We start from the raw sequence: 20,064 nt of genomic DNA, 5'->3' as shown, positions 1-20,064 counted from the left end.
CCTGCGTCGAGGACCGCGCCGTCCCCGGCCACTGGGAAGGCGACCTGATCGGCGGATCCCAGAACAGCTACGTCGCCACCCTGGTCGAGCGTCACTCGCGCTACGTGATGCTGGTCAAGGTCGCCAACAAGGACACCGAAAGCGTCGTCACCGCCCTGATCAAGCAGTCTAGGAAATTGCCCGGCGAACTCTATCAGTCCCTGACCTGGGATCGAGGCAAGGAGCTGGCTGACCACAAGCGGCTGGCTCTGGCCGCCAACGTCGAGGTCTACTTCTGCGATCCCAGGTCACCGTGGCAGCGCGGCTCGAACGAGAACACCAACCGGCTGCTGCGCCAGTATCTGCCGCACGGAACCGACCTGTCCCTGCACAGCCAGCCCCAGCTAAACGCCATCGCCCGGCAGCTCAATGAACGGCCCAGAAAGACCTTGCTCTATCGGACGCCAGCGGAGACCTTCGCCGCGTGTGTTGCAGCGATCAGTTGAGCCCGCCACCCTTAGCGGCCGTTGAGCGAGTCTGTTTAAGGGCGGGTCCATCTGGGTCAGTCAGGCGCGCTTGCACACCGACACAGGCCGTGACTTGCCTTCCGAAGGCGGAACGACGACATACCCTGTTCAAGTTCCTGGAGCCCGGCCCGCCTCGATGGTCACCCTCATCGACACCCTGACGCGCAAGCCGTCAGACATGCGTCATCCGGAAAAGCAGAACCGGCCCGAGACGGCTGTGCTGCGCAAGCCTGACTGGCTCAGGGTCAAGGCGCCGGGATCGGGTCAGTACAATGCGACCCGGGACATCGTCCGCTCCAAGGGGCTGGTCACTGTCTGCGAAGAGGCGGCCTGTCCGAACATCGGCGAGTGCTGGAGCCAGAAACACGCCACCCTGATGATCATGGGCGACACCTGCACGCGGGCCTGCGCCTTCTGCAACGTCAAGACGGGCCTGCCCCAGCCGCTGGACCCGGAAGAGCCGGCCAAGGTCGGGCTGGCCGTGTCGCAGCTGGGTCTGAACCATGTGGTGATCACCTCGGTGGACCGGGACGATGTCTCCGACGGCGGGGCGGCCCACTTCGCCGAGGTCGTGCGTCAGATCCGCCTGCAGGCGCCCAACACGACGATCGAGATCCTGACGCCCGACTTCCTGCGCAAGGACAGGGCGGCCGAGGTGGTCATCGATTCGACGCCCGACGTGTTCAACCACAACCTGGAGACCGTACCGCGGCTGTATCTGAAGATCCGGCCCGGGGCGCGCTATTTCCACTCGCTGCGCCTGCTGCAGATGGTCAAGGAACGCGACCCCAAACAGTTCACCAAGTCCGGCATAATGGTCGGTCTGGGCGAGACCAAGGAGGAGGTCATGCAGGTGATGGACGACATGCGCTCCGCCGGCGTCGACTTCATCACCATCGGCCAGTACCTGCAGCCCACGCGCAAACACGCCGCCATCGACCGGTTCGTGACGCCCGAAGAGTTCAAGGCCTATGAGGCGATCGCCCGGGCCAAGGGCTTCCTGATGGTGTCGTCGAGCCCGCTGACGCGGTCGTCGCACCACGCCGGGGACGACTTCGCCCGGCTGAGGGCGGCGCGTCTGGCGCAAACGGGACGCTGACGACCTTTTGGCCGTCCACCGCGTCACCCGAGTCCTGCCCTATACGCCCGCCCAGCTCGCCGATCTGGTGGCGGACGTGGAGGCCTATCCGCGCTTCGTCAAATGGGTCAGCGCCATGCGGGTGTGGAACCGGCGTGAGGAAAGCCCCGGCGTGTCCTTGCTGGACGCCGAGGCGGCCGTCGGATTCTCGTTCCTGAAGGAGCGGTTTTCCACCTGGGTGCGGCATGACCGTAACGTGCCATCGGTGAATGTCGGCATGTTGCGCGGCCCGTTTCGACACCTGAAGAACCGCTGGATTTTCCATGCGATTCCAGAGGGTACCCGGCTGGAGTTCATGATCGACTTCGCCTTCAAGTCGCCGCTGCTCAACGCCGCGCTCCAGGCCAATTTCGATCGCGCGGTGTCTTCCTTGATCGGCAGTTTCGAGGAAGAGGCGGCGCGGCGCTACGGAAAGCCCGAATGACGGATTTCGACTTCGACGCGGTCGTGGTGGGGGCCGGGGCCGTCGGCCTGGCCTGCGGGCGGGCGCTGTCGAAGCGGGGGCTAAGCGTGCTCGTGCTCGAGAAGGAGCCGCACATCGGCCAGGGCGTGTCCTCGCGGAACTCAGAGGTCATCCACGGCGGGCTCTATTATCCGACCGGGTCGCTGAAGGCGAAGTTCTGCGTCGAGGGTCGGCGCGCGCTCTACGCCTATCTGGAGACGCACAAGATCGACTACCGCAAATGCGGCAAGCTGGTCGTGGCGACTCAGGGAGACGAGATCGGGCTGATCGAGACGATCTTCGTCCAGGCGACAACCAATGGCGTCGAGGGGCTGGAGCATCTGTCAGGTGAACAGACGCGGGCGATGGAGCCCGAGCTGAACGCCCACGCCGCCATCCTGTCGCCCGAGAGCGGCGTGTTCGCCAGCCACGACTATATGCTGTCGCTGGAGGGCGAGATCGCGGACGGCGGGGGATCGGTCGTGGTCTCGACACCGTTCGAGCGCGCCGCGCTCCTGCCGGGCGGCGGGTTCACGATCACGGCCGGCGGGGAAGGCGGGGCGACCCTGACCTGTCGCCTGCTGGTCACCGCGCCCGGGTTGTCGTCGCAGGAGGTCGCGGGGCGGATCGACGGCTTTCCGGCCGAAAGCATTCCCAGGGGCCATTTCGGCAAGGGGGTCTATTTCCGGCTGACGGGCAAGGCGCCGTTCGAGCGGCTGATCTATCCGCCGCCGATCGCCGGGGCGCTGGGCACCCACTACCGCAAGGACCTGGGCGGGCAGGCGGTGTTCGGGCCGGATCTCGAATACGTCGAGACCGAGGACTATTCCGTGGATCCGGCTCGGGCCGAGGGGTTCGCGACCTATATCCGCCGCTTCTGGCCCGGGCTGCCGGACGGCGCCCTGACGCCCGACTATGCCGGCATCCGGCCGAAACTGCATGGGGCCGGCGAGCATCAGCCGGACTTTCAGCTAAGCGGGCGCGACCATCACGGCATCGAGGGCCTGGTCGCACTGTTCGGCATCGAAAGCCCGGGCCTGACCAGTTCGCTGGCCATCGGCGAAGCGGTCGCGGATATGTTGAGCCATGACTGAGACGATCGTCAGAGACGCTGCCCCCGGCGACATCCCCGCGCTGCACGCGCTGGTGGAGAGCGCCTATCGCGGCGAGAGCTCGCGCGCGGGCTGGACCACTGAGGCCGATCTCCTGACCGGACAGCGCACCGATCCGGACGAGCTCTCAGAGATTGTCGCCGATCCGGAACAGGCGATGCTGACGGCCTGGGACGGCGAGGATCTGCTGGCCTGCATCCGCATCCAGCGGCAACCGGACGGAGCCGGGTATTTCGGCATGCTGTCGGTCAGCCCGACGCGGCAGGCTTCGGGGCTGGGCCGCCGGATGGTCGCGGCGGCGGAAGACGCGATGGCGCAGCGATTCGGGGCGCGGCTGATTCGGATTTCCGTCTTTCCCCAGCGCGACACTCTGATCGCCTGGTACGAGCGGCTGGGCTACGCCGACACCGGCCGAACCCTCGCCTTCGACTACGGGAACCTGCGGCTGGGCACGGCGCTGCGCGACGACCTGTATTTCGTCGTTATGGAGAAGGCGCTGGCCTGATCAGATCGGGTTCGGCTGCCCGAAGCCGAGGCTGAAGATGATGATCAGGGCGACAACCCAGGCTAACGGCGAGAACAGCAGTATCCACGATAGCCGCTCGTACCTTAGCCAATAGGCGATCCAGCCGAGGGCCGGCCCCAAAATAATGGCCAGCGGGAAGCTCATCATCGTGAAGATGAAGACATAGATCATCGTGTTCACGCCCGCGTCGGTGGCCATCACGGACATCATCCCCATCATGCCGGCCGGGATGATCGCGAGCACGGCGACGATCGAACCGATGATCAGCCACAGCCGAAGCGTCTTGCTGGGGGGCGGGCAAGGGGCGTTGGGCTCGGTCATGGTGGGCATTTGACGCGGTCAGGCCGGATACGGCAAGGCTCGGGGCATGGAGATCACCACGTCCCGGCTGAGGCTTCGTTCCGCCCGCCCTGAGGCTCTGAACGCCATCCACGCCGTCCTGTCGCACCGGGAGGCCATGCGCTGGTGGTCGACCCCGCCGCATGACGACATCGAACAGTCGCGCGCCTGGCTGGACGCGATGATCGCCAATACGGCAGCGGGCGCGCTCGGCTACGGCCTAGAACGGTCTCGCCGGCAGACGCGTCAGGAGGGTTGAACTTCTGTCCGGCTTGAGGCATAAGCCCGCGCTCGCTGGCGGCTCTTTCGAGGGGCCGCCGCTTCTGTTTTTTGCGTCAGGCCCCTGCGGGAACCGGCGCCGTATACGAGATCGAGACGGACATGGCCGTTCCTAAGCGCAAAGTATCGCCCTCGCGTCGCAACATGCGCCGCGCCCACGACGCCCTGGGCACGAACCCGTACACCGAGGACAAGGACACGGGTGAGCTGCGTCGTTCGCACCACATCGACCTGAAGACCGGAACCTATCGCGGTCGCCAGGTCCTGACGCCCAAGGAAGACTAGTTTTCGACGCGGGATCGCGCTCCGGTCTCATGACGAAACGGTGAAGTTTGCGGCGCGCGGTTCACCCGCGCGCCGTTTTCGTGCGTTTATGGCCTCTCATCCAACGAGGAGCGCCCCCGTGATCCGCACGCTTTCCGCCACCGCCGCCGCCCTGTTGCTCGCCGCCTGCAGCCAGCCGGATGCGACCGAGCCTGCTGCTGCGCCTGAAACCCCCGCCGCAACCCCGCCGGCGGCGCCAGCCCCCAACGCCCTGACGGCCGGCGGCTATGGCCCCCTGGTCATCGGCATGACCCGTGCCGAGGTCGTCACGGCCCTGGGCGACGACAGCGATCCGAACTCGGCCGGCAGCGCCGAGCCCGAGGTCTGCGACCAGTGGCGTCCGGCCCGCGCGCCCGAGGGCGTGCTGGTCATGATCCAGGACGGCGTCCTGACCCGAATCTCAGTGTCCTCCCCCTCGACGCTGAAGACGGATCGCGGCTTCGGCGTCGGCGACACGGCCGCCGCCATCAAGGCCGCCTACGGTCCCCTGGCCGTGGCCCAGCCGCACAAATATTCCGCGCCGCCGGCCGAGGACATTTTCGTTTGGGCCACGGGCGGTCCGGCGACAGCCGGGGCCTTTGTCCAGGACGCCGCCGCGCGCGGCGTTCGCTACGAGATCAATGGCGAGGGCAGGGTCCAGATCGTCCACGTCGGCGGGCCGGACATCCAGCTGGTCGAAGGCTGCTCTTAACCCTTGGAGCGCCGGACCTGGAGGTCCGCGCGCCTTGGCGATTCGCAGGCGTCGGGCTAAACCCCGGAGCCTGCTCTCCCTCGCACCTCGAAGGCTCCCATGACCGACATCGCCGACATCGTCGCCCGCCAGATTCTCGACAGCCGGGGCAATCCCACGGTCGAGGTGGATGTGGTTCTGGATGACGGCAGCTTCGGCCGCGCGGCAGTGCCTTCGGGAGCCTCGACCGGCGCGCATGAGGCGGTCGAGCTTCGCGATGGCGACAAGGACCGCTGGGGCGGGAAGGGCGTCCAGAACGCGGTGGACGCGGTCAACGGCGAGATCTTCGACGCCCTGTCCGGCATGGACGCCGAGGATCAGCGGCGTATCGACGAGGCCCTGATCACCCTGGACGGCACCGAGAACAAGGCCCGCCTCGGGGCCAACGCCATCCTCGGCGTGTCGCTGGCGGTCGCCAAGGCCAGCGCCATCTCCGTTGGTCTGCCGCTGTTCCGCTATGTCGGCGGCATCTCGGCCCGCGTCCTGCCGACCCCGATGATGAACATCATCAACGGCGGCGCCCACGCCGACAATCCGATCGACATCCAGGAGTTCATGATCCTGCCGACCGGCGCCGAGAGCTTCTCGGAAGGTCTGCGGATGGGCTCGGAGATCTTCCACGCGCTGCGGAAGCAGCTGAAAGACGCGGGCCACAACACCAACGTCGGCGACGAGGGCGGCTTCGCTCCCAACCTGGCCTCGGCCGAGGAGGCACTGAGCTTCATCACCAAGGCAGGGCAGGCGGCCGGCTATCTGGCGGGCGAGGACTTCCACCTGGGCCTGGACGTCGCAGCGACCGAGTTCTTCAAGGACGGGGCCTACAACATGAAGGGCGAGGGCAAGATTCTGGACGGAGAGGGGATGGTCGCCTACCTCGCCGACCTGTGCGAACGCTTCCCCATCGTCTCGATCGAGGACGGCTGTTCCGAGGATGATTTCGAGGGCTGGAAGTTGCTGACGGATGCTTTGGGCGAGCGGGTCCAGATCGTCGGCGACGACCTGTTCGTCACCAACCCGGCGCGCCTGGCCGCCGGCATCGGCGAAGGCCTGGCCAACTCCATCCTGATCAAGGTCAACCAGATCGGCACCCTGTCCGAGACCCTGGACGCCGTCGATATGGCCCACCGCGCCGGCTACACGGCCGTCATGAGCCACCGTTCGGGCGAGACCGAGGATTCGACCATCGCCGACCTGGCCGTGGCCACCAACTGCGGACAGATCAAGACCGGCTCCCTGGCCCGTTCGGACCGCACAGCCAAGTACAACCAACTGCTGCGTATCGAGGAACTTCTGGGCGATCAGGCCAGCTACTACGGCGACGGAATGCTGCTGAAATAGGCCGCAGGAGGGGCGGGTCGTCGTCGACGTCGGCCTCTTCAGTCCACGTTACGTAATTCTACGGCAGAGCTAGGGTTTGTTAGGCATTTCCGGTCACAAACGATCAACTGTGTGACCACGCTCAGAAGGAGCGTTCGTATTGCCCGAACGGATGAAGCCCTACTCGCTGTCTGCCTTCCTCTTTTTGCTCGTCGTGTACCTGGGAGTTCAGGCGCTGACGGGGGAGCGGGGTCTGCTCAGTGGCGCCGCCCGCGACGCACGGCTGGACCAGCGCGAGGCGCAACTCACCGCCCTGACCGAGCAGCGCGCCGACCTGGAGATCCGCGTGCGCTATCTGCGTACGGGCAGCCTGTCGCGTGATCTACTCGAGGAGCGGGCCCGCGCCGTGCTCGGTTTCAGCGATCCGCGCGACTATGTCGTGCGCACTGTCGCCGTCACGCCGACCGCAGCGAGTGAAACCGTCTCCTGAACTCTTGTTACAGCCCGGGTAGCGTGCTTTGCGTTTGGGGAAGGAAGGCTGCTACAGCCGCTTTCCGTAACGACAAGAGGCCCGAACGGCGCGTTTCGCCATGGGCTCACCCGGGAGATGCCGGATGGCGAGAGCCGCCCAGAAGACCACGGATTCCAAGGGGTCCGCCAAGATTCCAAACACGCCGGCGGCGTCCAAGGAGGACCTGCTCAGGTACTATCGCGAGATGGTCCTGATCCGCCGCTTCGAGGAGCGCGCCGGACAGTTGTACGGCATGGGTCTGATCGGCGGCTTCTGCCACCTCTACATCGGCCAGGAGGCCGTGGCCGTCGGCGTTCAGGAGAGCGTCAGGCAGGGCCATGACAAGATCATCACTGGCTATCGCGACCACGGCCACATGCTGGCCGCCGGCATGGACCCGAAAGAGGTCATGGCCGAGCTGACCGGTCGCTCTGGCGGGTCGTCCAAGGGCAAGGGCGGGTCGATGCACATGTTCGACGTCCCGACCGGCTTCTACGGCGGCCACGGCATCGTGGGCGCCCAGGTCGCGCTGGGCACCGGCCTGGCTTTCGCGGGCAAATACCGCGGTGATGACTCGGTCGCCTTCATCTATTTCGGCGACGGCGCCTCGAACCAGGGTCAGGTCTACGAGAGCTTCAACATGGCCCAGCTGTGGAAGCTGCCGGCCATCTACATCATAGAGAACAACCAGTACGCCATGGGCACGAGCATCGAGCGCTCGTCGTCCACGACCGAACTCTACATGCGCGGCTCGAGCTTCGGCATTCCGGGCGAACAGGTCGACGGCATGGATGTGCTGGCGGTCAAGGACGCGGTCGAACGCGCCGTGAAGCGAGCCCGGGAGGGCGGCGGTCCCTTCATCCTCGAGGTGAAGACCTATCGCTATCGCGGTCACTCGATGTCGGATCCGGCCAAATACCGGTCCAAGGACGAGGTCGACGAGGTCAAGAAGACCCGCGACCCGATCGACCACGTCAAGATGCTGCTCGAACAGGCCAAGGCCACCGAGGACGAGCTCAAGGCCATAGACGCGGAGATCAAACAGATCGTCGCCGAAGCGGTCCAGTTCGCCCAGGAAAGCCCTGAGCCCGATCCGTCCGAACTCTATACCGACGTCTATGTGGAGACCGCAGCGTGACCGACATCCTGATGCCGGCGCTGTCGCCCACGATGGAAGAGGGCAATCTGACCAAGTGGCACGTGAAGGCGGGCGACGTGGTCAAGGCCGGCGACGTGATCGCCGAGATCGAAACCGACAAGGCGACCATGGAGGTCGAGGCCGTCGATGAGGGCGAGATCGCAGAGATCCTCGTGGCCGAAGGCTCCGAGGGCGTGAAGGTCAACACCCCGATCGCCCGCATGGCCGGTGAGGCCGGCGCGGCCGCTCCGGCTCCGAAGGTCGAGGCGCCCGCGCCTGCCGCTGACGCTGACGCTTCGGGCGAACCTGAGAAGAAGGCCGCCGCGCCGTCGGCGACGCCGAAGGTCGAATTGCGCGATCCGGAAATCCCGGCCGACGCTAAAATGGTCAAGACGACCGTGCGCGACGCCCTGCGCGACGCCATGGCCGAGGAGATGCGGCGTGACGAAAACGTCTTCCTGATCGGCGAGGAAGTCGCCCAGTACCAGGGCGCCTACAAAGTCTCCAGAGAGCTGCTGCAGGAGTTCGGCGACCGCCGTGTGGTCGACACCCCGATCACCGAGCATGGTTTCGCGGGCCTGGGCGTCGGCGCCGCGATGGCCGGCCTGAAGCCGATCGTGGAGTTCATGACCTTCAACTTCGCCATGCAGGCGATCGACCACATCATCAACTCGGCCGCCAAGACCCTGTATATGTCGGGCGGTCAGATCCGGGCCCCCATCGTGTTCCGCGGTCCGAACGGCGCCGCCAGCCGCGTCGGCGCCCAGCACAGCCAGGACTATTCGGCCTGGTACGCCCAGGTTCCGGGCCTGAAGGTGGTCGCTCCCTATGACGCCGCCGACGCCAAGGGCCTGCTGAAATCGGCCATCCGCGACCCGAATCCCGTCGTCTTCCTCGAGCACGAGATGATGTACGGGATCGAGTTCGACGTGCCCGACGTCGAGGACTGGCTGGTTCCAATCGGCAAGGCCAAGGTCCGCCGCGAAGGGACGGACGTGACCATCACGGCCCATGCCCGCATGGTCGGCTTCGCCCTGCAGGCCGCCGAGCAGCTGGAGGCCGAGGGCATTTCCTGCGAGGTCGTCGACCTGCGCACCCTGCGTCCGCTGGATCACGAGACCATCGTCGCCAGCGTCAGGAAGACCAGCCGACTGGTCTCGGCCGAGGAAGGCTGGGGTCCGATGGGCGTCGGCGCCGAGGTCGTGGCCCGGGTGATCGAGCATGCCTTTGACTATCTGGACGCGCCGCCGATGCGGGTGCACCAGGAAGACGTGCCGCTGCCCTATGCCGCCAACCTGGAAGTCCTGTCGCTGCCCGGTGTCGACAAGATCGTCGCGGCCGTGAAGGCGGTGATGGCGTGACCGACGAGCCGTCCGAGTTCCAGCTGACGGTCCCCGACAGTGTGGCTTCCGACCCCGACGCGGTCGAGATGCTGCGCTTCTGGTGGTCGCGCGGCGAACCCGTGATGGCGATCAAGCCGGCTTTCGAGGACCCCCGGGCCTATGGAAGCATCCTGGCCATCGCGGCCCGGAACGTCGCCCACGTCTATCATGCGGCCAAGGGGCTGGATGAGGACGAGACCTACCGCCAGGTGCTGGCCGGGCTGGAAGCCGCCCTGGGCGGCCCCGGCTATCAGACCATCGCCGAGACCAAGAGCGAAGCATGACCGACATCCTGATGCCCGCCCTGTCGCCCACCATGGAAGAGGGCGTTCTGGCCAAATGGCACGTCAAGGTCGGCGATGTCGTCAAGGCCGGCGACGTGATCGCCGAGATCGAGACCGACAAGGCCACCATGGAGGTCGAGGCCGTCGACGAGGGCACGATTACCGAGATACTCGTGGCCGAGGGCGCCGAGGGCGTAAAGGTCAACACGCCGATCGCGCGTCTGGCCGAAGAGGGCGGTTCAGCCGCTCCCGCGCCGAAGGCCGCCGAACCGGCGAAGGCCGAGACTCCGAAGGCGGAAGCCGCCACGGCTCCTGCCGAGACCCCCAAGGCCGCCGCGCCGGCTCCCGCCGCCGCAGCCCCTGCCGCGAAGTCCGGGGACCGCGTCTTCGCCTCGCCCCTGGCCCGTCGTCTGGCGAAGGACGCCGGGCTCGACCTGTCGACCCTGAAGGGCTCCGGTCCGCACGGCCGTATCGTCAGGTCCGACGTGGAGGCCGCAGGCAAGGGCGGCGCCCGCCCGGCAGCTGCGCCCGCGACCGCAGCCTCGGGCATCGAAACCCGCAAGGTCCAGTCGCTGGCCGACATGGGCATACCGGACGGCAGCTACGACCTGATCCCGCTGGACGGGATGAAGAAGGCCGTCGCCCGCCGCATGGTCGGCGCGGTGCAGAACGTGCCGCACTTCCCGCTGTTCATCGACGTCGAGATCGACGCCCTCCTGGCGGCCCGCGCCACGATCAACGCCCTGCTCGAGAAAAGCGGCGTCAAAGTCTCGGTCAACGACTTCGTCATCAAGGCCGCCGCCATGGCCCTGAAGGCGGTGCCTGAGGCCAACGCCAGCTACTCGCCAGAAGGCATCGCCCTGCACCACAACGCTGACGTGGCAATGGCGGTGGCGATCGATGGTGGCCTGATCACCCCGATCATCTTCAAGGCCGAGACCAAGTCCCTGTCGCAGATCGCGGTCGAGTCGAAGGATCTGGCCAAACGGGCCCGTGAGAAGAAGTTGAAGCCCGAGGAATTCCAGGGCGGCACCTTCAGCGTCTCGAACCTCGGCATGTTCGGGATCAAGGCCTTCAGCTCGATCATCAACGAGCCCCAGGGCGCGATCATGAGCGTCGGCGCGGGCGAGCAGCGTGCGGTCGTGAAGAACGGCCAGCTGACCGTGGCGACCGTAATGACGGTCACCGTCACCTGCGATCACCGTGTCGTCGACGGCGCGACCGGCGCCCGCTTCCTGCAGGCGTTCAAGCCGCTGATCGAAGACCCCGTCACCATGCTGGCCTAGGGCGATGACGGCATCGGTCTATGACTTCACCGCCACCGGGATCGACGGGACAGAGATTCCGCTGGACCGGTTTCGGGGACAGGCGCTGCTGATCGTCAACACCGCCTCGAAATGCGGCTTTACCGGCCAGTACGCCGGGCTCGAGGCCCTGCATCGCCAGTATGCCGACCAACCGTTCGAGGTGCTGGGCTTTCCCTGCAACCAGTTCGGCGCCCAGGAGCCTGGCCGGGCGGCGGAGATCGCGTCTTTCTGCAGTTCGACCTTCGACGTCAGCTTTCCGATGTTCGACAAGGTCGAGGTCAACGGGCCGAGGCGGCATCCGCTCTATGACTGGCTGACGCGCCAGAAGCGCGGCTTCCTCGGCAGCCGCGATGTGAAGTGGAACTTCACCAAATTCCTGACCGACCGCGAGGGCAGGGTGGTCGCCCGCTTTGCCCCCCAGGTCGAACCCGAGGCCATCAAGGCCGATATCGATAAGGTGCTCTGATCATGGCCGTTGAATTCGATCTCATCGTCATTGGTTCGGGCCCCGGGGGCTATGTGGCCGCGATCCGCGCCAGCCAGCTGGGCCAGAAGGTCGCCATCGTCGAGCGCGAGAGCCTGGGCGGCATCTGCCTGAACTGGGGCTGCATCCCCACCAAGGCGCTGCTCAAGTCCGGTGAGAAGTTCGAAAGCCTGTCGCACCTGAAGGAGTACGGCCTGTCGGCATCGGGCGCGGCCTTCGACTTCGACGCCATCATCCAGCGCTCGCGCGGCGTGGCGGCGACGATGAGCAAGGGCATCACCTTCCTGATGAAGAAGAACAAGATCGAGGTGATCGAGGGTTCGGCGAGGCTGGAGAAGGGCGCCGCCGCTCCGAAGGTCATTATCGACCTCAAGGCGGGCGGATCGCGCACGGTCGAGGCGAAGGCGGTCATGCTGGCCGTCGGTGCCCGCGCCAAAGCCATCCCGCAGATCGGCCTGGAGGCCGACGGCGACCGGATCTGGGCCTATCGCGACGCTCTCGCGCCAAAGACCATGCCCGCGTCGATCGTCGTCATCGGCTCGGGCGCCATTGGCATCGAATTCGGCAGCTTCTACAGAGCGTTGGGCGCTGAAGTTACGGTAGTGGAAGCTGTCGACCGCATCATGCCGGTCGAGGACGAGGAGGTCTCCAAGGCCGCACAGAAGTCGTTCGAGAAGCGCGGCATCAAATTCCGTCTCGGGTGCAAGGTCACCAAGGTGTCCAAGAGCGGGAAGGGGGTCCAGGTCGCCATCGAGACCGATGGCAAGGCCGAGACGCTGGAGGCCGAGGTCTGTATCTCAGCGGTCGGCATCACCGCCAACACCGACGGCATCGGACTGGAGGCGCTGGGCGTCAACATGGACCGAGGCCACATCACCATCGACGGCCACTGCGCCACGAATGTGAAGGGACTCTACGCGATCGGCGACTGCGCCGGCGCGCCCTGGCTGGCGCACAAGGCATCGCACGAAGGCATCCACGCCGCCGAATACATCGCCGGCTACAAGACCCCGAATGTCAACTCGCCGATCGCCGGCTGCACCTATGCCCAGCCCCAGGTGGCCTCGGTCGGGATCACGGAGCAGGGCGCCCGCGAGGCCAAACGCGAGGTCAAGATCGGCCGCTTCCCGTTCCGGGTGAACGGCAAGGCCGTGGCCGCGGGCGAGGTGGACGGCTTCGTCAAGGTCATCTTCGATGCGAAGACCAGCGCCCTGATCGGCGCCCACATGATCGGTCACGAGGTCACGGAGATGATCCAGGGCTATGTCACCGCGATCACAATGGAAGCGACCGAGGAAGACATCCACGGCATCGTCTATCCGCACCCGACCATGTCGGAGGCCATGCACGAGGCGGCGCTGGACGCCTACGGGCGGACGATCCACCTGTAGGCGTGAGGAGGCCTCAGCGCTTCTTGCCGAGCTCGGCGGCGATGTCCTTGACCATGCGGCCAGCCTTGCGGTGGGCAGCGCTGATCTGGTCGCGGGTCACGCCCCAGCGCTTCATCCAGTATTCGACAGCCTGACGCTCGGAGAGGTCGAGACGGTCCTTGTCGATGAAGCCGCGTTTGTCCTTGAGACCGGCCATGAAGGTGTTTCCTGTTTGCGCCTAAGATATATTATGCGAAATTCTGTGTGTCAGAAGAGCCGTCAGAGCGGCACGTTTGCGGTCCAGCCGTCGAATCCGACTTCGACATTGGCCGGAAGAAGCGCCGCCAAGGCATTGTAATCAAGATCGATGTGCAGATTGGTCAGCACAGCGCGCTCGACGCCGCTGCGCGCGATCCATTCCAGGGTCCGATCGACGTGGCTGTGTGTCGGATGGATCGTCCAGCGCAGCGCATCGACGATCCAGAGGCTGCATCCGGCCAGGGCCTCGAACGCCGCATCGTCCAGAGCGTCGATGTCGCTTGAATACGCCACCGATCCCACCCGGTAGCCGACCGACCGGATCGGCCCGTGTCCCTGATCGAAGGTCACGACCGGTACAGGGCCGCCAGCACCATCAACGGCCCAATGCGCGCCATGCTCCGGCATCTCGCTGAGGTCCAGGATCGCCGGATAACCCTCTATGCTCTCGAAGATATAGGGGAAGCGCGGAACCAGCGCGTCGCGGGTTGCGACGTCCATCCAGGCCGGGATACGCTGCCGCCGCCGGATGGCGAAGACGCGCAGATCATCGATGCCGTGGGTCTGGTCGGCGTGATCGTGGGTGTACAGGACCGCATCCACGGACTTCACACCGGCTCTGAGCATCTGCTCGCGCAGGTCTGGAGAGGTGTCGATCAGGACGGTCGTGTCGCCGACCGGGCCGCGCCGCCGGACCAGGGCTGAACAGCGGCTGCGCCGGTTCTTCGGCTCGGCGGGATCGCAGACGCCCCAGTCGCCGTCGCCGCGCGGCACGCCGCCGGACGAACCGCTGCCCAGAATGGTGATCTCGAGTTCACCGCTCATGGGCGGGGAATTCCGTCGAACAGGTTGAAGAAGGCGTCCGTCGTGCTCGCCTCCGCCTCCTCCCGGCTCCATCCGCGGATGTCGGCCAGGGCCTGCAGCACATGGCCGACATAGGCCGGCTCGTTGCGGCGGCCCCTGTGCGGCACGGGCGCCAGATAAGGGCAGTCGGTCTCGACGATGATCCGGTCGGTCGGCATGGCGCGGATGACCTCGCGCACGTCCTCGGCCGCCTTGAAGGTTGCGATGCCGGAGACCGAGAACCACGCCCCCATTTCCGCTGCCTGTTCCGCAAGTTCTGCGCCGCTGGTGTAGCAATGCATGAGGAAGCGGAACGGCGCCTTCGCCTGACCTTCCCGCAGGATCGCGGCCATGTCGGCGTCCGCCTCGCGGGTGTGGACCACGAGCGGCAGGCCGGTGCGCTGGGCCGCCTCGATGTGGGTGCGAAAGACCTGGGCCTGCTCTTCGCGCGGGCTGAGGTCATAATGGAAGTCCAGACCACACTCGCCGATGCCGACCACGCGCGGACGGCCCGCCAGGGCGACCAGATCGTCGGCCGTCATCGCCGTGTGGTCCTTGGCCTCGTGCGGGTGGGCGCCGACGGTGCACCAGATGTCCGCATGCGCCATGGCCAGGGCATGGGTGACCTCGAAGGTGGAAAGCTTGTCGGAGATTTCGACCATCAACCCGACCCCGGCCGCGCGGGCGCGGGCGATGACGGCGTCGCGGTCCTCGTCGAACTGGTGCGCGTGGAGATTGATGTGGCTGTCGATCAGCATCAGCCCGCCATCCTTTTGACGCGCGCCAGATCGGCCAGGGCCCCGGCCAGCAGGTCGCCCTTGTCCAGGTTGATGGCGACCGCCCGCTCGGGCGCCTCGGTCAGCCGGGTCCACAGATCGGCCCAGGCGGCCCCCTGCCCTCCCTGAGCCAGTGACCGCGCCTTCACGGCGGCGGCGAGCCGGTCCAGCAGGGCCTCGAACCGCGCCTGTCCTTCCGCGCCCCGGAAACCGTCGGCGATCGACACCTGTTCGGCGCGGTCCACCGGACCTTCGTCGACCCAGCGGCGCGCCAGCCGATCGAGCTCGAGGTTGGCGGCCGTGGCCAGCAACAGGGCGGCGCCCGGCGAGCCGCGCGCCATGCCGGCGATGCGTTCGGCCTCGTCGCCCTCGAGTTCGGTCTGTCGCTCCAGCAGGGTCGCCACAGCCGCCTCGGTCCACGGCTGGAAGGTCAGACGGCGGCAGCGCGAACGGATCGTCGCCAGCAGCCGCCCCGGCGCATGGGTCACCAGGAACAGCACGCCGCGCTCAGGCGGCTCCTCCAGAACCTTCAGCAAGGCATTGGCGGCATTGAGATTCAGGTCATCGGCCGCGTCGATGATCGCGACCCGGTACGCCGCCCGGGACGGGCTCTTGGAGAAGAACTCCGGCAGGTCGCGCGCTTGGTCCACCGAGATGGATTTCTTGGTCTTGCCGCCTTCGACGAGCCGTTCCAGCACCAGCAGGTCGGGATGGGACTGGGCAGAGATCAGCTGGCTGACCGGATCGGACGGCCGTGCGCCGAGCGGGCCGCGCGAGGGATCCGGCGCCGCGCCCAGCAGACGCCGGGCGGCGCGATAGGCGAAGGTCGCCTTGCCCAGACCCTCGGGTCCGCAGACCATCCAGGCGTGATGCAGGCGTCCGCGCTCGAGGGCGTCGAGGAAGGCCGTCTCCGCCTCCATCGACGGGACCAGATCGAAGCGATCGCGCGGATGCTCGCTCACGGCAGGATCGGCTCCACGGCCCGCCAGACGCGCTCGGCGACCGCATCCGGCTCGCCTGTCGCGTCGATGATCCGGCAGCGCTCCGGGTGCTGGGCCGCCACGGACAGGAAGCCGTCGCGCAGGCGGCGATGGAACGCCAGCCCCTTGGATTCGAACCGCGTCTCCGCGCCCCCCCGCGCCAGCGCCCGCTCCAGACCCACCTCCACCGGCAGGTCAAAGATCAGGGTCAGGTCCGGCTGGTCATCGCCGACGATGACGTCGTCCAGGGCCTCAATGAAGTCCGCCGGCGCGCCGCCGCCCGCACCCTGATAGGCGCGGCTGGAATCCGCGAAACGGTCGCACACGACCCAGCGCCCGGCCGCCAGCGCCGGGCGGATGGTCTTTTCCAGATGGTCGCTGCGCGAGGCGAACATCAGCAGGGTCTCGGTCAGGGGCGACCAGCGGCCGGCGTCGCCGTTCAGGGCGATGTGGCGAATCTCCTCGGCGCCGGGCGAGCCGCCGGGCTCGCGCGTGTGCACGACGTCGAGACCGCGCGCGGCGAGCCGGGCGACCAGTCTGGCGGCCTGGGTGGACTTTCCAGTCCCCTCCCCGCCTTCAAGCGTAATGAAATGTCCTCGGGTCACCGGCGCACAATGGCGATCCGGACCGCCCGGGCCAAGGGCGCAGTCGGTTCAGGGCGCTGATATCAACAGGGCGTCGGCGAATCCGTCGGCCATGACCGACCGGCGGGCCCGTTCGGCGGCGTCGGCATCGTTCCACGGCCCCATCAGGACCCGGAACATGCTCTGGTCGCTCGCGGCCTGGACGCGGGCGGAGCGACCGATTCTCCCCGCGACGGACTGGGCCGGGCTGGTCGCGATAGGCGGCGACCTCGATCCAGTATCTCTGACCGGCCTCCACGGGCGCCCCGGCCGGAAGCGGAGGGGGCGGAGGCGGCGCCGACGCCATCTGCAGCACTGTTCCGCCGCCCAGACGCGGGGCGCGACCGATATAGCGGACCCTCACCTCGCCGACGCCGCGCGACAGCATGTCCAGCGCCTCGGCCGCGCCGCGCGACAGGTCGATGATCCGATCATCGACGAAGGGCCCGCGATCGTTGACCCGCAGCACGACCCGACGACCGTTGGCCAGGTTCGTCACCTCGACCAGACCGGGCAACGGCAGCGTCTTGTGAGCCGCCGTCAGGGCATGCATGTCGAACCGCTCGCCGGTCGCCGTGGGCCGTCCGTTGAACTGGTCGCCGTACCAGGATGCCAGGCCGACGATGTCATAGTCCGGCTGCTCCTCCGGCTGATACCAGCGCCCGCGGATCTGGTAGCGGCGCATGGTCCCCGACACGATCGGAGCCGGGTCGGTCACCACGGGAGCCGCGTCCGCCACACGCGATCCGCCGCGCGTGGGACCGGAGAGACCGCCGACGTCGCGCTCGCACTCGCACAGGCGGCCAGCAGGGCCGTCGCGGCGGCGACGACCACGACCCGGAAGGCGTGGCGAAGGAGGACGGGCGACATCGACATGGTGAAATCATCGCGGAACCGATTTCCGTTTTGGTTAACGCGCGATGCGCTGCTATGGCCCCTCTCCAGCCGGACAGGTGGCCATTCAGGCTGCCAATAAGGAAGTGTGGCCGAGTGGTTTAAGGCACTGGTCTTGAAAACCAGCGACGGTGAAAGCCGTCCGTGGGTTCGAATCCCACCGCTTCCGCCACGCCGCGCGCGAGGTTGTCGCCGAGCCGGGTCGTGGCGGCGTCAAGCCGGCCGCCGAACGGGCTAGACCAGCCGGCTCTGCACCATAGCCGCCTCGATGAAGCTGGCGAACAGCGGATGCGGCTTGAACGGCCGGCTCTTCAGCTCGGGGTGATACTGGACACCGATGAACCAAGGGTGGTCGGTCCGCTCGACCGTCTCGGGCAGGATGCCGTCGGGCGACAGGCCGGCGAAGATCAGGCCCTTGGCCTCGATGGCCTCGCGATAGTTTATATTGACCTCGTAGCGGTGGCGGTGCCGTTCGCTGATGGCGGTCGTGCCGTAGATCTCCGCGATCCTCGAGCCGAGGGCGAGGGTCGAATCATAGGCGCCCAAACGCATGGTGCCGCCCAGGTCCCCGCCCTGCTGGCGCAGGACCCGCTGGTTGCCCTGGGTCCATTCGGTCATCAGGCCGATGACCGGCTCCTCGGTCGGGCCGAACTCGGTGGACGAGGCCTTGGGATAGCCGGCCTGGTTCCGGGCCGCCTCGATCACGGCCATCTGCATGCCAAAACAGATGCCGAAATAAGGGATGTTGCGCTCGCGGGCGAAGCGGGCCGCCTCGATCTTGCCCTCGGCCCCGCGCTCGCCGAAGCCGCCGGGCACCAGGACGGCATGCGCGCCCTGGAGCCGCTGTTCGCACAGTTCGCGGTCGCCCTCGAAGGTGTCCGCCTCGACCCAGTCGATGTTGACCTTGACCTGATTGGCGACGCCGCCGTGATGCAGGGCCTCGATCAGGGATTTGTAGGCGTCCTTCAGGGCCGTGTACTTGCCGACCACGGCCACCGTGACCTCGCCGTCGGGCTGCAGACGCCGGCGCACGATCTCGTTCCAGCTCGACATGTCCGGCTCGGGCGCGTCCGTGATGCCGAAATGCGCCAGAACCTCGGCGTCCAGACCTTCGCGGTGATAGTCGAGCGGCACCGCATAGATGTCCTCGGAATCCATCGCCTGGATGACGCCGGAGGGCCGCACGTTGCAGAACAGGCCGATCTTGCGCTTCTCTTCCTCGGGGATCGGGAATTCACAGCGGCACAGCAGGATGTCGGGCTGGATGCCGATCGAACGCAGCTCCTTGACTGAGTGCTGGGTCGGCTTGGTCTTCATCTCGCCGGCAGTCTTGATGAAGGGCAGCAGAGTCAGGTGGACGAAGCAGGACTGGCCGCGCGGCAGGTCCTGGCCCAACTGGCGGATCGCCTCGAAGAACGGCAAGCCCTCGATGTCGCCGACCGTGCCGCCGATCTCGACCAGAACGAAGTCGACGTCCTCGCCCTCGTCGGTCAAGGCGGGCGTCAGGCAGAAGGATTTGATCTGGTCGGTGACGTGCGGGATCACCTGCACGGTCGCGCCCAGATAGTCGCCGCGCCGCTCCTTCTCCAGGATGGTCGAGTAGATGCGGCCGGTCGTGACGTTGTCGGACCGCGCCGCCGAGACGCCGGTGAACCGCTCGTAGTGGCCGAGGTCCAGGTCGGTCTCGGCCCCGTCGTCGGTCACGAAGACCTCGCCGTGCTGATAGGGGCTCATCGTGCCCGGATCGACGTTCAGATAGGGGTCGAGCTTGCGCAGGCGGACCTTGTAGCCACGCGCCTGCAGCAATGCGCCGAGAGCCGCCGACGCCAGCCCCTTGCCCAGCGAGGAAACCACGCCGCCCGTGATGAATACATATCTAGCCACGGGGGATCACCTTAGCCCTGATTCGGGCAGTCGCTGCGGATCCGCATGCGATCCACCTATTGAAAACAAAACTCCGCCCCGGCGCATGGCCGGAGCGGAGGTGTTGGTGGCGGGAGAAGCGGCGGAGGATGTCCCCGCCGTCACCTTATTGAGCCGGCGCGGGGGCCGGGGCGGCGCCGGCCGTCGGCAGGCTCGCTTCCAGATCGTCGAGGGACGGCGCGGCCGGGGCCGCGGGAGCCGTTTCGGCCGGAGCGGTCTGCTGTCCGGCGGCCGGAGCCGTGTCCAGTGCGATGGAACCGACGGCGTCGGCGTCAACGACAGAACGGCTGGCCCGTTCCATGTTGCCGACGATGGTCAGGCTGATGGCGCAGATCACGAAGAGAGCGCCCAGCCACCAGGTCGTGGTGGTCAGGAGGTTGCCCGCGCCACGTGCGGTCATGAAGCCCGAAGGCCCACCGCCCATGCCCAGGGCGCCGCCTTCGGAGCGCTGCAGCAGGATCACCCCGGACAGGGCGATCGAGATGATGATCATGGCGACGAGGAGAATGGTCTGGAGCATGGGTGCTTACATGTGTGGCGGACGGCCGCCGATCAAGCGGCGGCGTCTATCATCCTTG

Annotated in this window: 26 protein-coding genes and 1 tRNA gene; 17 read left to right on the top strand and 10 right to left on the bottom strand. The window is 66.9% G+C overall.

Annotation, left to right across the window (positions count from 1 at the left end):
* The 5 genes from ACP7AU_RS11795 to ACP7AU_RS11775 form a co-directional block, all read left to right on the top strand.
* Nucleotides 1-485: IS30 family transposase (locus tag ACP7AU_RS11795; RefSeq protein WP_426051512.1), on the top strand; the 485-nt coding region annotated here is incomplete at its 5' end.
* A gap of 157 nt (nt 486-642) precedes the next feature.
* On the top strand, nt 643-1,605 hold the full coding sequence (gene lipA / locus ACP7AU_RS11790) for a lipoyl synthase (RefSeq protein WP_426051511.1): 963 nt from the start codon (nt 643-645) through the stop codon (nt 1,603-1,605).
* 7 nt (nt 1,606-1,612) lie between these two features.
* A complete protein-coding gene (locus tag ACP7AU_RS11785) occupies nt 1,613-2,068 on the top strand; it encodes a type II toxin-antitoxin system RatA family toxin (protein ID WP_426051510.1) in 456 nt (151 codons plus the stop codon).
* Nucleotides 2,065-3,180, top strand: coding sequence for an NAD(P)/FAD-dependent oxidoreductase (locus ACP7AU_RS11780; RefSeq protein WP_426051509.1), 1,116 nt, complete (start codon nt 2,065-2,067; stop codon nt 3,178-3,180). The genes ACP7AU_RS11785 and ACP7AU_RS11780 overlap by 4 nt, the downstream gene beginning before the upstream one ends.
* Complete coding sequence (locus ACP7AU_RS11775; protein ID WP_426051508.1) at nt 3,173-3,703, top strand: GNAT family N-acetyltransferase; 531 nt, start codon at nt 3,173-3,175, stop codon at nt 3,701-3,703. Before ACP7AU_RS11780 ends, ACP7AU_RS11775 begins: the two co-directional genes overlap by 8 nt.
* Here the strand turns inward: ACP7AU_RS11775 and ACP7AU_RS11770 are convergent, their stop codons facing one another.
* Nucleotides 3,704-4,054, bottom strand: a complete 351-nt coding sequence (locus tag ACP7AU_RS11770; RefSeq protein ID WP_426051507.1) for a hypothetical protein — start codon at nt 4,052-4,054, stop codon at nt 3,704-3,706.
* Nucleotides 4,055-4,091: 37 nt separating this feature from the next.
* On the opposite strand from ACP7AU_RS11770, the gene ACP7AU_RS11765 reads away from it, so the two are divergent.
* The 11 genes from ACP7AU_RS11765 to lpdA all read left to right on the top strand — a co-directional run bounded on the left by ACP7AU_RS11765 (nt 4,092) and on the right by lpdA (nt 13,210).
* Nucleotides 4,092-4,322 carry a GNAT family N-acetyltransferase gene (locus ACP7AU_RS11765; RefSeq protein WP_426051506.1) on the top strand — a complete coding sequence of 77 codons (231 nt, stop codon included), beginning with the start codon at nt 4,092-4,094 and terminating at the stop codon, nt 4,320-4,322.
* A 122-nt stretch (nt 4,323-4,444) separates the two neighbouring features.
* Nucleotides 4,445-4,627: a 50S ribosomal protein L32 gene (gene rpmF, locus ACP7AU_RS11760; RefSeq protein WP_029416334.1), complete on the top strand. Its 183-nt coding sequence runs from the start codon at nt 4,445-4,447 to the stop codon at nt 4,625-4,627.
* A 118-nt stretch (nt 4,628-4,745) separates the two neighbouring features.
* The gene (locus ACP7AU_RS11755) at nt 4,746-5,357 is read left to right on the top strand and encodes a hypothetical protein (RefSeq protein WP_426051505.1); all 612 of its coding nucleotides are present in this window, start codon (nt 4,746-4,748) and stop codon (nt 5,355-5,357) included.
* A 99-nt stretch (nt 5,358-5,456) separates the two neighbouring features.
* Entirely contained in the window at nt 5,457-6,734 is a 1,278-nt protein-coding gene (eno, locus tag ACP7AU_RS11750) for a phosphopyruvate hydratase (protein ID WP_426035752.1), read from the top strand.
* 151 nt (nt 6,735-6,885) lie between these two features.
* Nucleotides 6,886-7,203, top strand: a complete 318-nt coding sequence (locus tag ACP7AU_RS11745; protein WP_426051516.1) for an FtsB family cell division protein — start codon at nt 6,886-6,888, stop codon at nt 7,201-7,203.
* 124 nt (nt 7,204-7,327) lie between these two features.
* Nucleotides 7,328-8,362: a pyruvate dehydrogenase (acetyl-transferring) E1 component subunit alpha gene (gene pdhA, locus ACP7AU_RS11740; protein ID WP_426035754.1), complete on the top strand. Its 1,035-nt coding sequence runs from the start codon at nt 7,328-7,330 to the stop codon at nt 8,360-8,362.
* Nucleotides 8,359-9,723, top strand: coding sequence for a pyruvate dehydrogenase complex E1 component subunit beta (locus ACP7AU_RS11735; RefSeq protein WP_426051504.1), 1,365 nt, complete (start codon nt 8,359-8,361; stop codon nt 9,721-9,723). Before pdhA ends, ACP7AU_RS11735 begins: the two co-directional genes overlap by 4 nt.
* Entirely contained in the window at nt 9,720-10,028 is a 309-nt protein-coding gene (locus ACP7AU_RS11730; protein ID WP_426035758.1) for a DUF5076 domain-containing protein, read from the top strand. Before ACP7AU_RS11735 ends, ACP7AU_RS11730 begins: the two co-directional genes overlap by 4 nt.
* Nucleotides 10,025-11,314 carry a pyruvate dehydrogenase complex dihydrolipoamide acetyltransferase gene (locus tag ACP7AU_RS11725; RefSeq protein ID WP_426035760.1) on the top strand — a complete coding sequence of 430 codons (1,290 nt, stop codon included), beginning with the start codon at nt 10,025-10,027 and terminating at the stop codon, nt 11,312-11,314. The genes ACP7AU_RS11730 and ACP7AU_RS11725 overlap by 4 nt, the downstream gene beginning before the upstream one ends.
* A gap of 4 nt (nt 11,315-11,318) precedes the next feature.
* The gene (locus tag ACP7AU_RS11720) at nt 11,319-11,801 is read left to right on the top strand and encodes a glutathione peroxidase (RefSeq protein WP_426035762.1); all 483 of its coding nucleotides are present in this window, start codon (nt 11,319-11,321) and stop codon (nt 11,799-11,801) included.
* Between the two features lie 2 nt (nt 11,802-11,803).
* Complete coding sequence (lpdA, locus tag ACP7AU_RS11715) at nt 11,804-13,210, top strand: dihydrolipoyl dehydrogenase (protein WP_426051503.1); 1,407 nt, start codon at nt 11,804-11,806, stop codon at nt 13,208-13,210.
* A 13-nt stretch (nt 13,211-13,223) separates the two neighbouring features.
* Here lpdA and ACP7AU_RS11710 read toward each other — a convergent pair whose 3' ends face one another.
* The 7 genes from ACP7AU_RS11710 to ACP7AU_RS11680 form a co-directional block, all read right to left on the bottom strand.
* Nucleotides 13,224-13,406 (bottom strand): DUF3606 domain-containing protein, encoded by a 183-nt coding sequence (locus ACP7AU_RS11710; RefSeq protein ID WP_131251093.1) that lies wholly within the window; start codon nt 13,404-13,406, stop codon nt 13,224-13,226.
* Between the two features lie 62 nt (nt 13,407-13,468).
* Entirely contained in the window at nt 13,469-14,272 is an 804-nt protein-coding gene (locus ACP7AU_RS11705; RefSeq protein WP_426051502.1) for an MBL fold metallo-hydrolase, read from the bottom strand.
* The gene (locus tag ACP7AU_RS11700; protein WP_426035768.1) at nt 14,269-15,048 is read right to left on the bottom strand and encodes a TatD family hydrolase; all 780 of its coding nucleotides are present in this window, start codon (nt 15,046-15,048) and stop codon (nt 14,269-14,271) included. The genes ACP7AU_RS11705 and ACP7AU_RS11700 overlap by 4 nt, the downstream gene beginning before the upstream one ends.
* Nucleotides 15,048-16,028: a DNA polymerase III subunit delta' gene (locus ACP7AU_RS11695; protein ID WP_426051501.1), complete on the bottom strand. Its 981-nt coding sequence runs from the start codon at nt 16,026-16,028 to the stop codon at nt 15,048-15,050. Before ACP7AU_RS11695 ends, ACP7AU_RS11700 begins: the two co-directional genes overlap by 1 nt.
* Nucleotides 16,025-16,651 carry a dTMP kinase gene (tmk, locus tag ACP7AU_RS11690; protein WP_426035772.1) on the bottom strand — a complete coding sequence of 209 codons (627 nt, stop codon included), beginning with the start codon at nt 16,649-16,651 and terminating at the stop codon, nt 16,025-16,027. The genes ACP7AU_RS11695 and tmk overlap by 4 nt, the downstream gene beginning before the upstream one ends.
* Nucleotides 16,623-17,408 (bottom strand): septal ring lytic transglycosylase RlpA family protein, encoded by a 786-nt coding sequence (locus tag ACP7AU_RS11685; RefSeq protein ID WP_426051500.1) that lies wholly within the window; start codon nt 17,406-17,408, stop codon nt 16,623-16,625. The genes tmk and ACP7AU_RS11685 overlap by 29 nt, the downstream gene beginning before the upstream one ends.
* Complete coding sequence (locus ACP7AU_RS11680; protein WP_426051499.1) at nt 17,384-17,545, bottom strand: hypothetical protein; 162 nt, start codon at nt 17,543-17,545, stop codon at nt 17,384-17,386. Before ACP7AU_RS11680 ends, ACP7AU_RS11685 begins: the two co-directional genes overlap by 25 nt.
* Before the next feature lie 100 nt (nt 17,546-17,645).
* On the opposite strand from ACP7AU_RS11680, the gene ACP7AU_RS11675 reads away from it, so the two are divergent.
* A tRNA-Ser gene (locus ACP7AU_RS11675) sits at nt 17,646-17,735 on the top strand.
* Between the two features lie 62 nt (nt 17,736-17,797).
* Here ACP7AU_RS11675 and ACP7AU_RS11670 read toward each other — a convergent pair.
* Together ACP7AU_RS11670 and secG are read right to left on the bottom strand one after the other, a co-directional pair.
* On the bottom strand, nt 17,798-19,447 hold the full coding sequence (locus tag ACP7AU_RS11670) for a CTP synthase (protein WP_426051498.1): 1,650 nt from the start codon (nt 19,445-19,447) through the stop codon (nt 17,798-17,800).
* A 145-nt stretch (nt 19,448-19,592) separates the two neighbouring features.
* Entirely contained in the window at nt 19,593-20,006 is a 414-nt protein-coding gene (secG, locus tag ACP7AU_RS11665; RefSeq protein ID WP_426035778.1) for a preprotein translocase subunit SecG, read from the bottom strand.
* Between the last annotated feature and the right edge of the window lie 58 nt (nt 20,007-20,064).

This window comes from Brevundimonas sp. SL161 (assembly GCF_049896985.1).
GTDB lineage: Bacteria > Pseudomonadota > Alphaproteobacteria > Caulobacterales > Caulobacteraceae > Brevundimonas.
The sequence above is the reverse complement of the archived record's forward strand: the minus strand, read 5'-3'. Positions and strand labels throughout refer to the sequence as shown.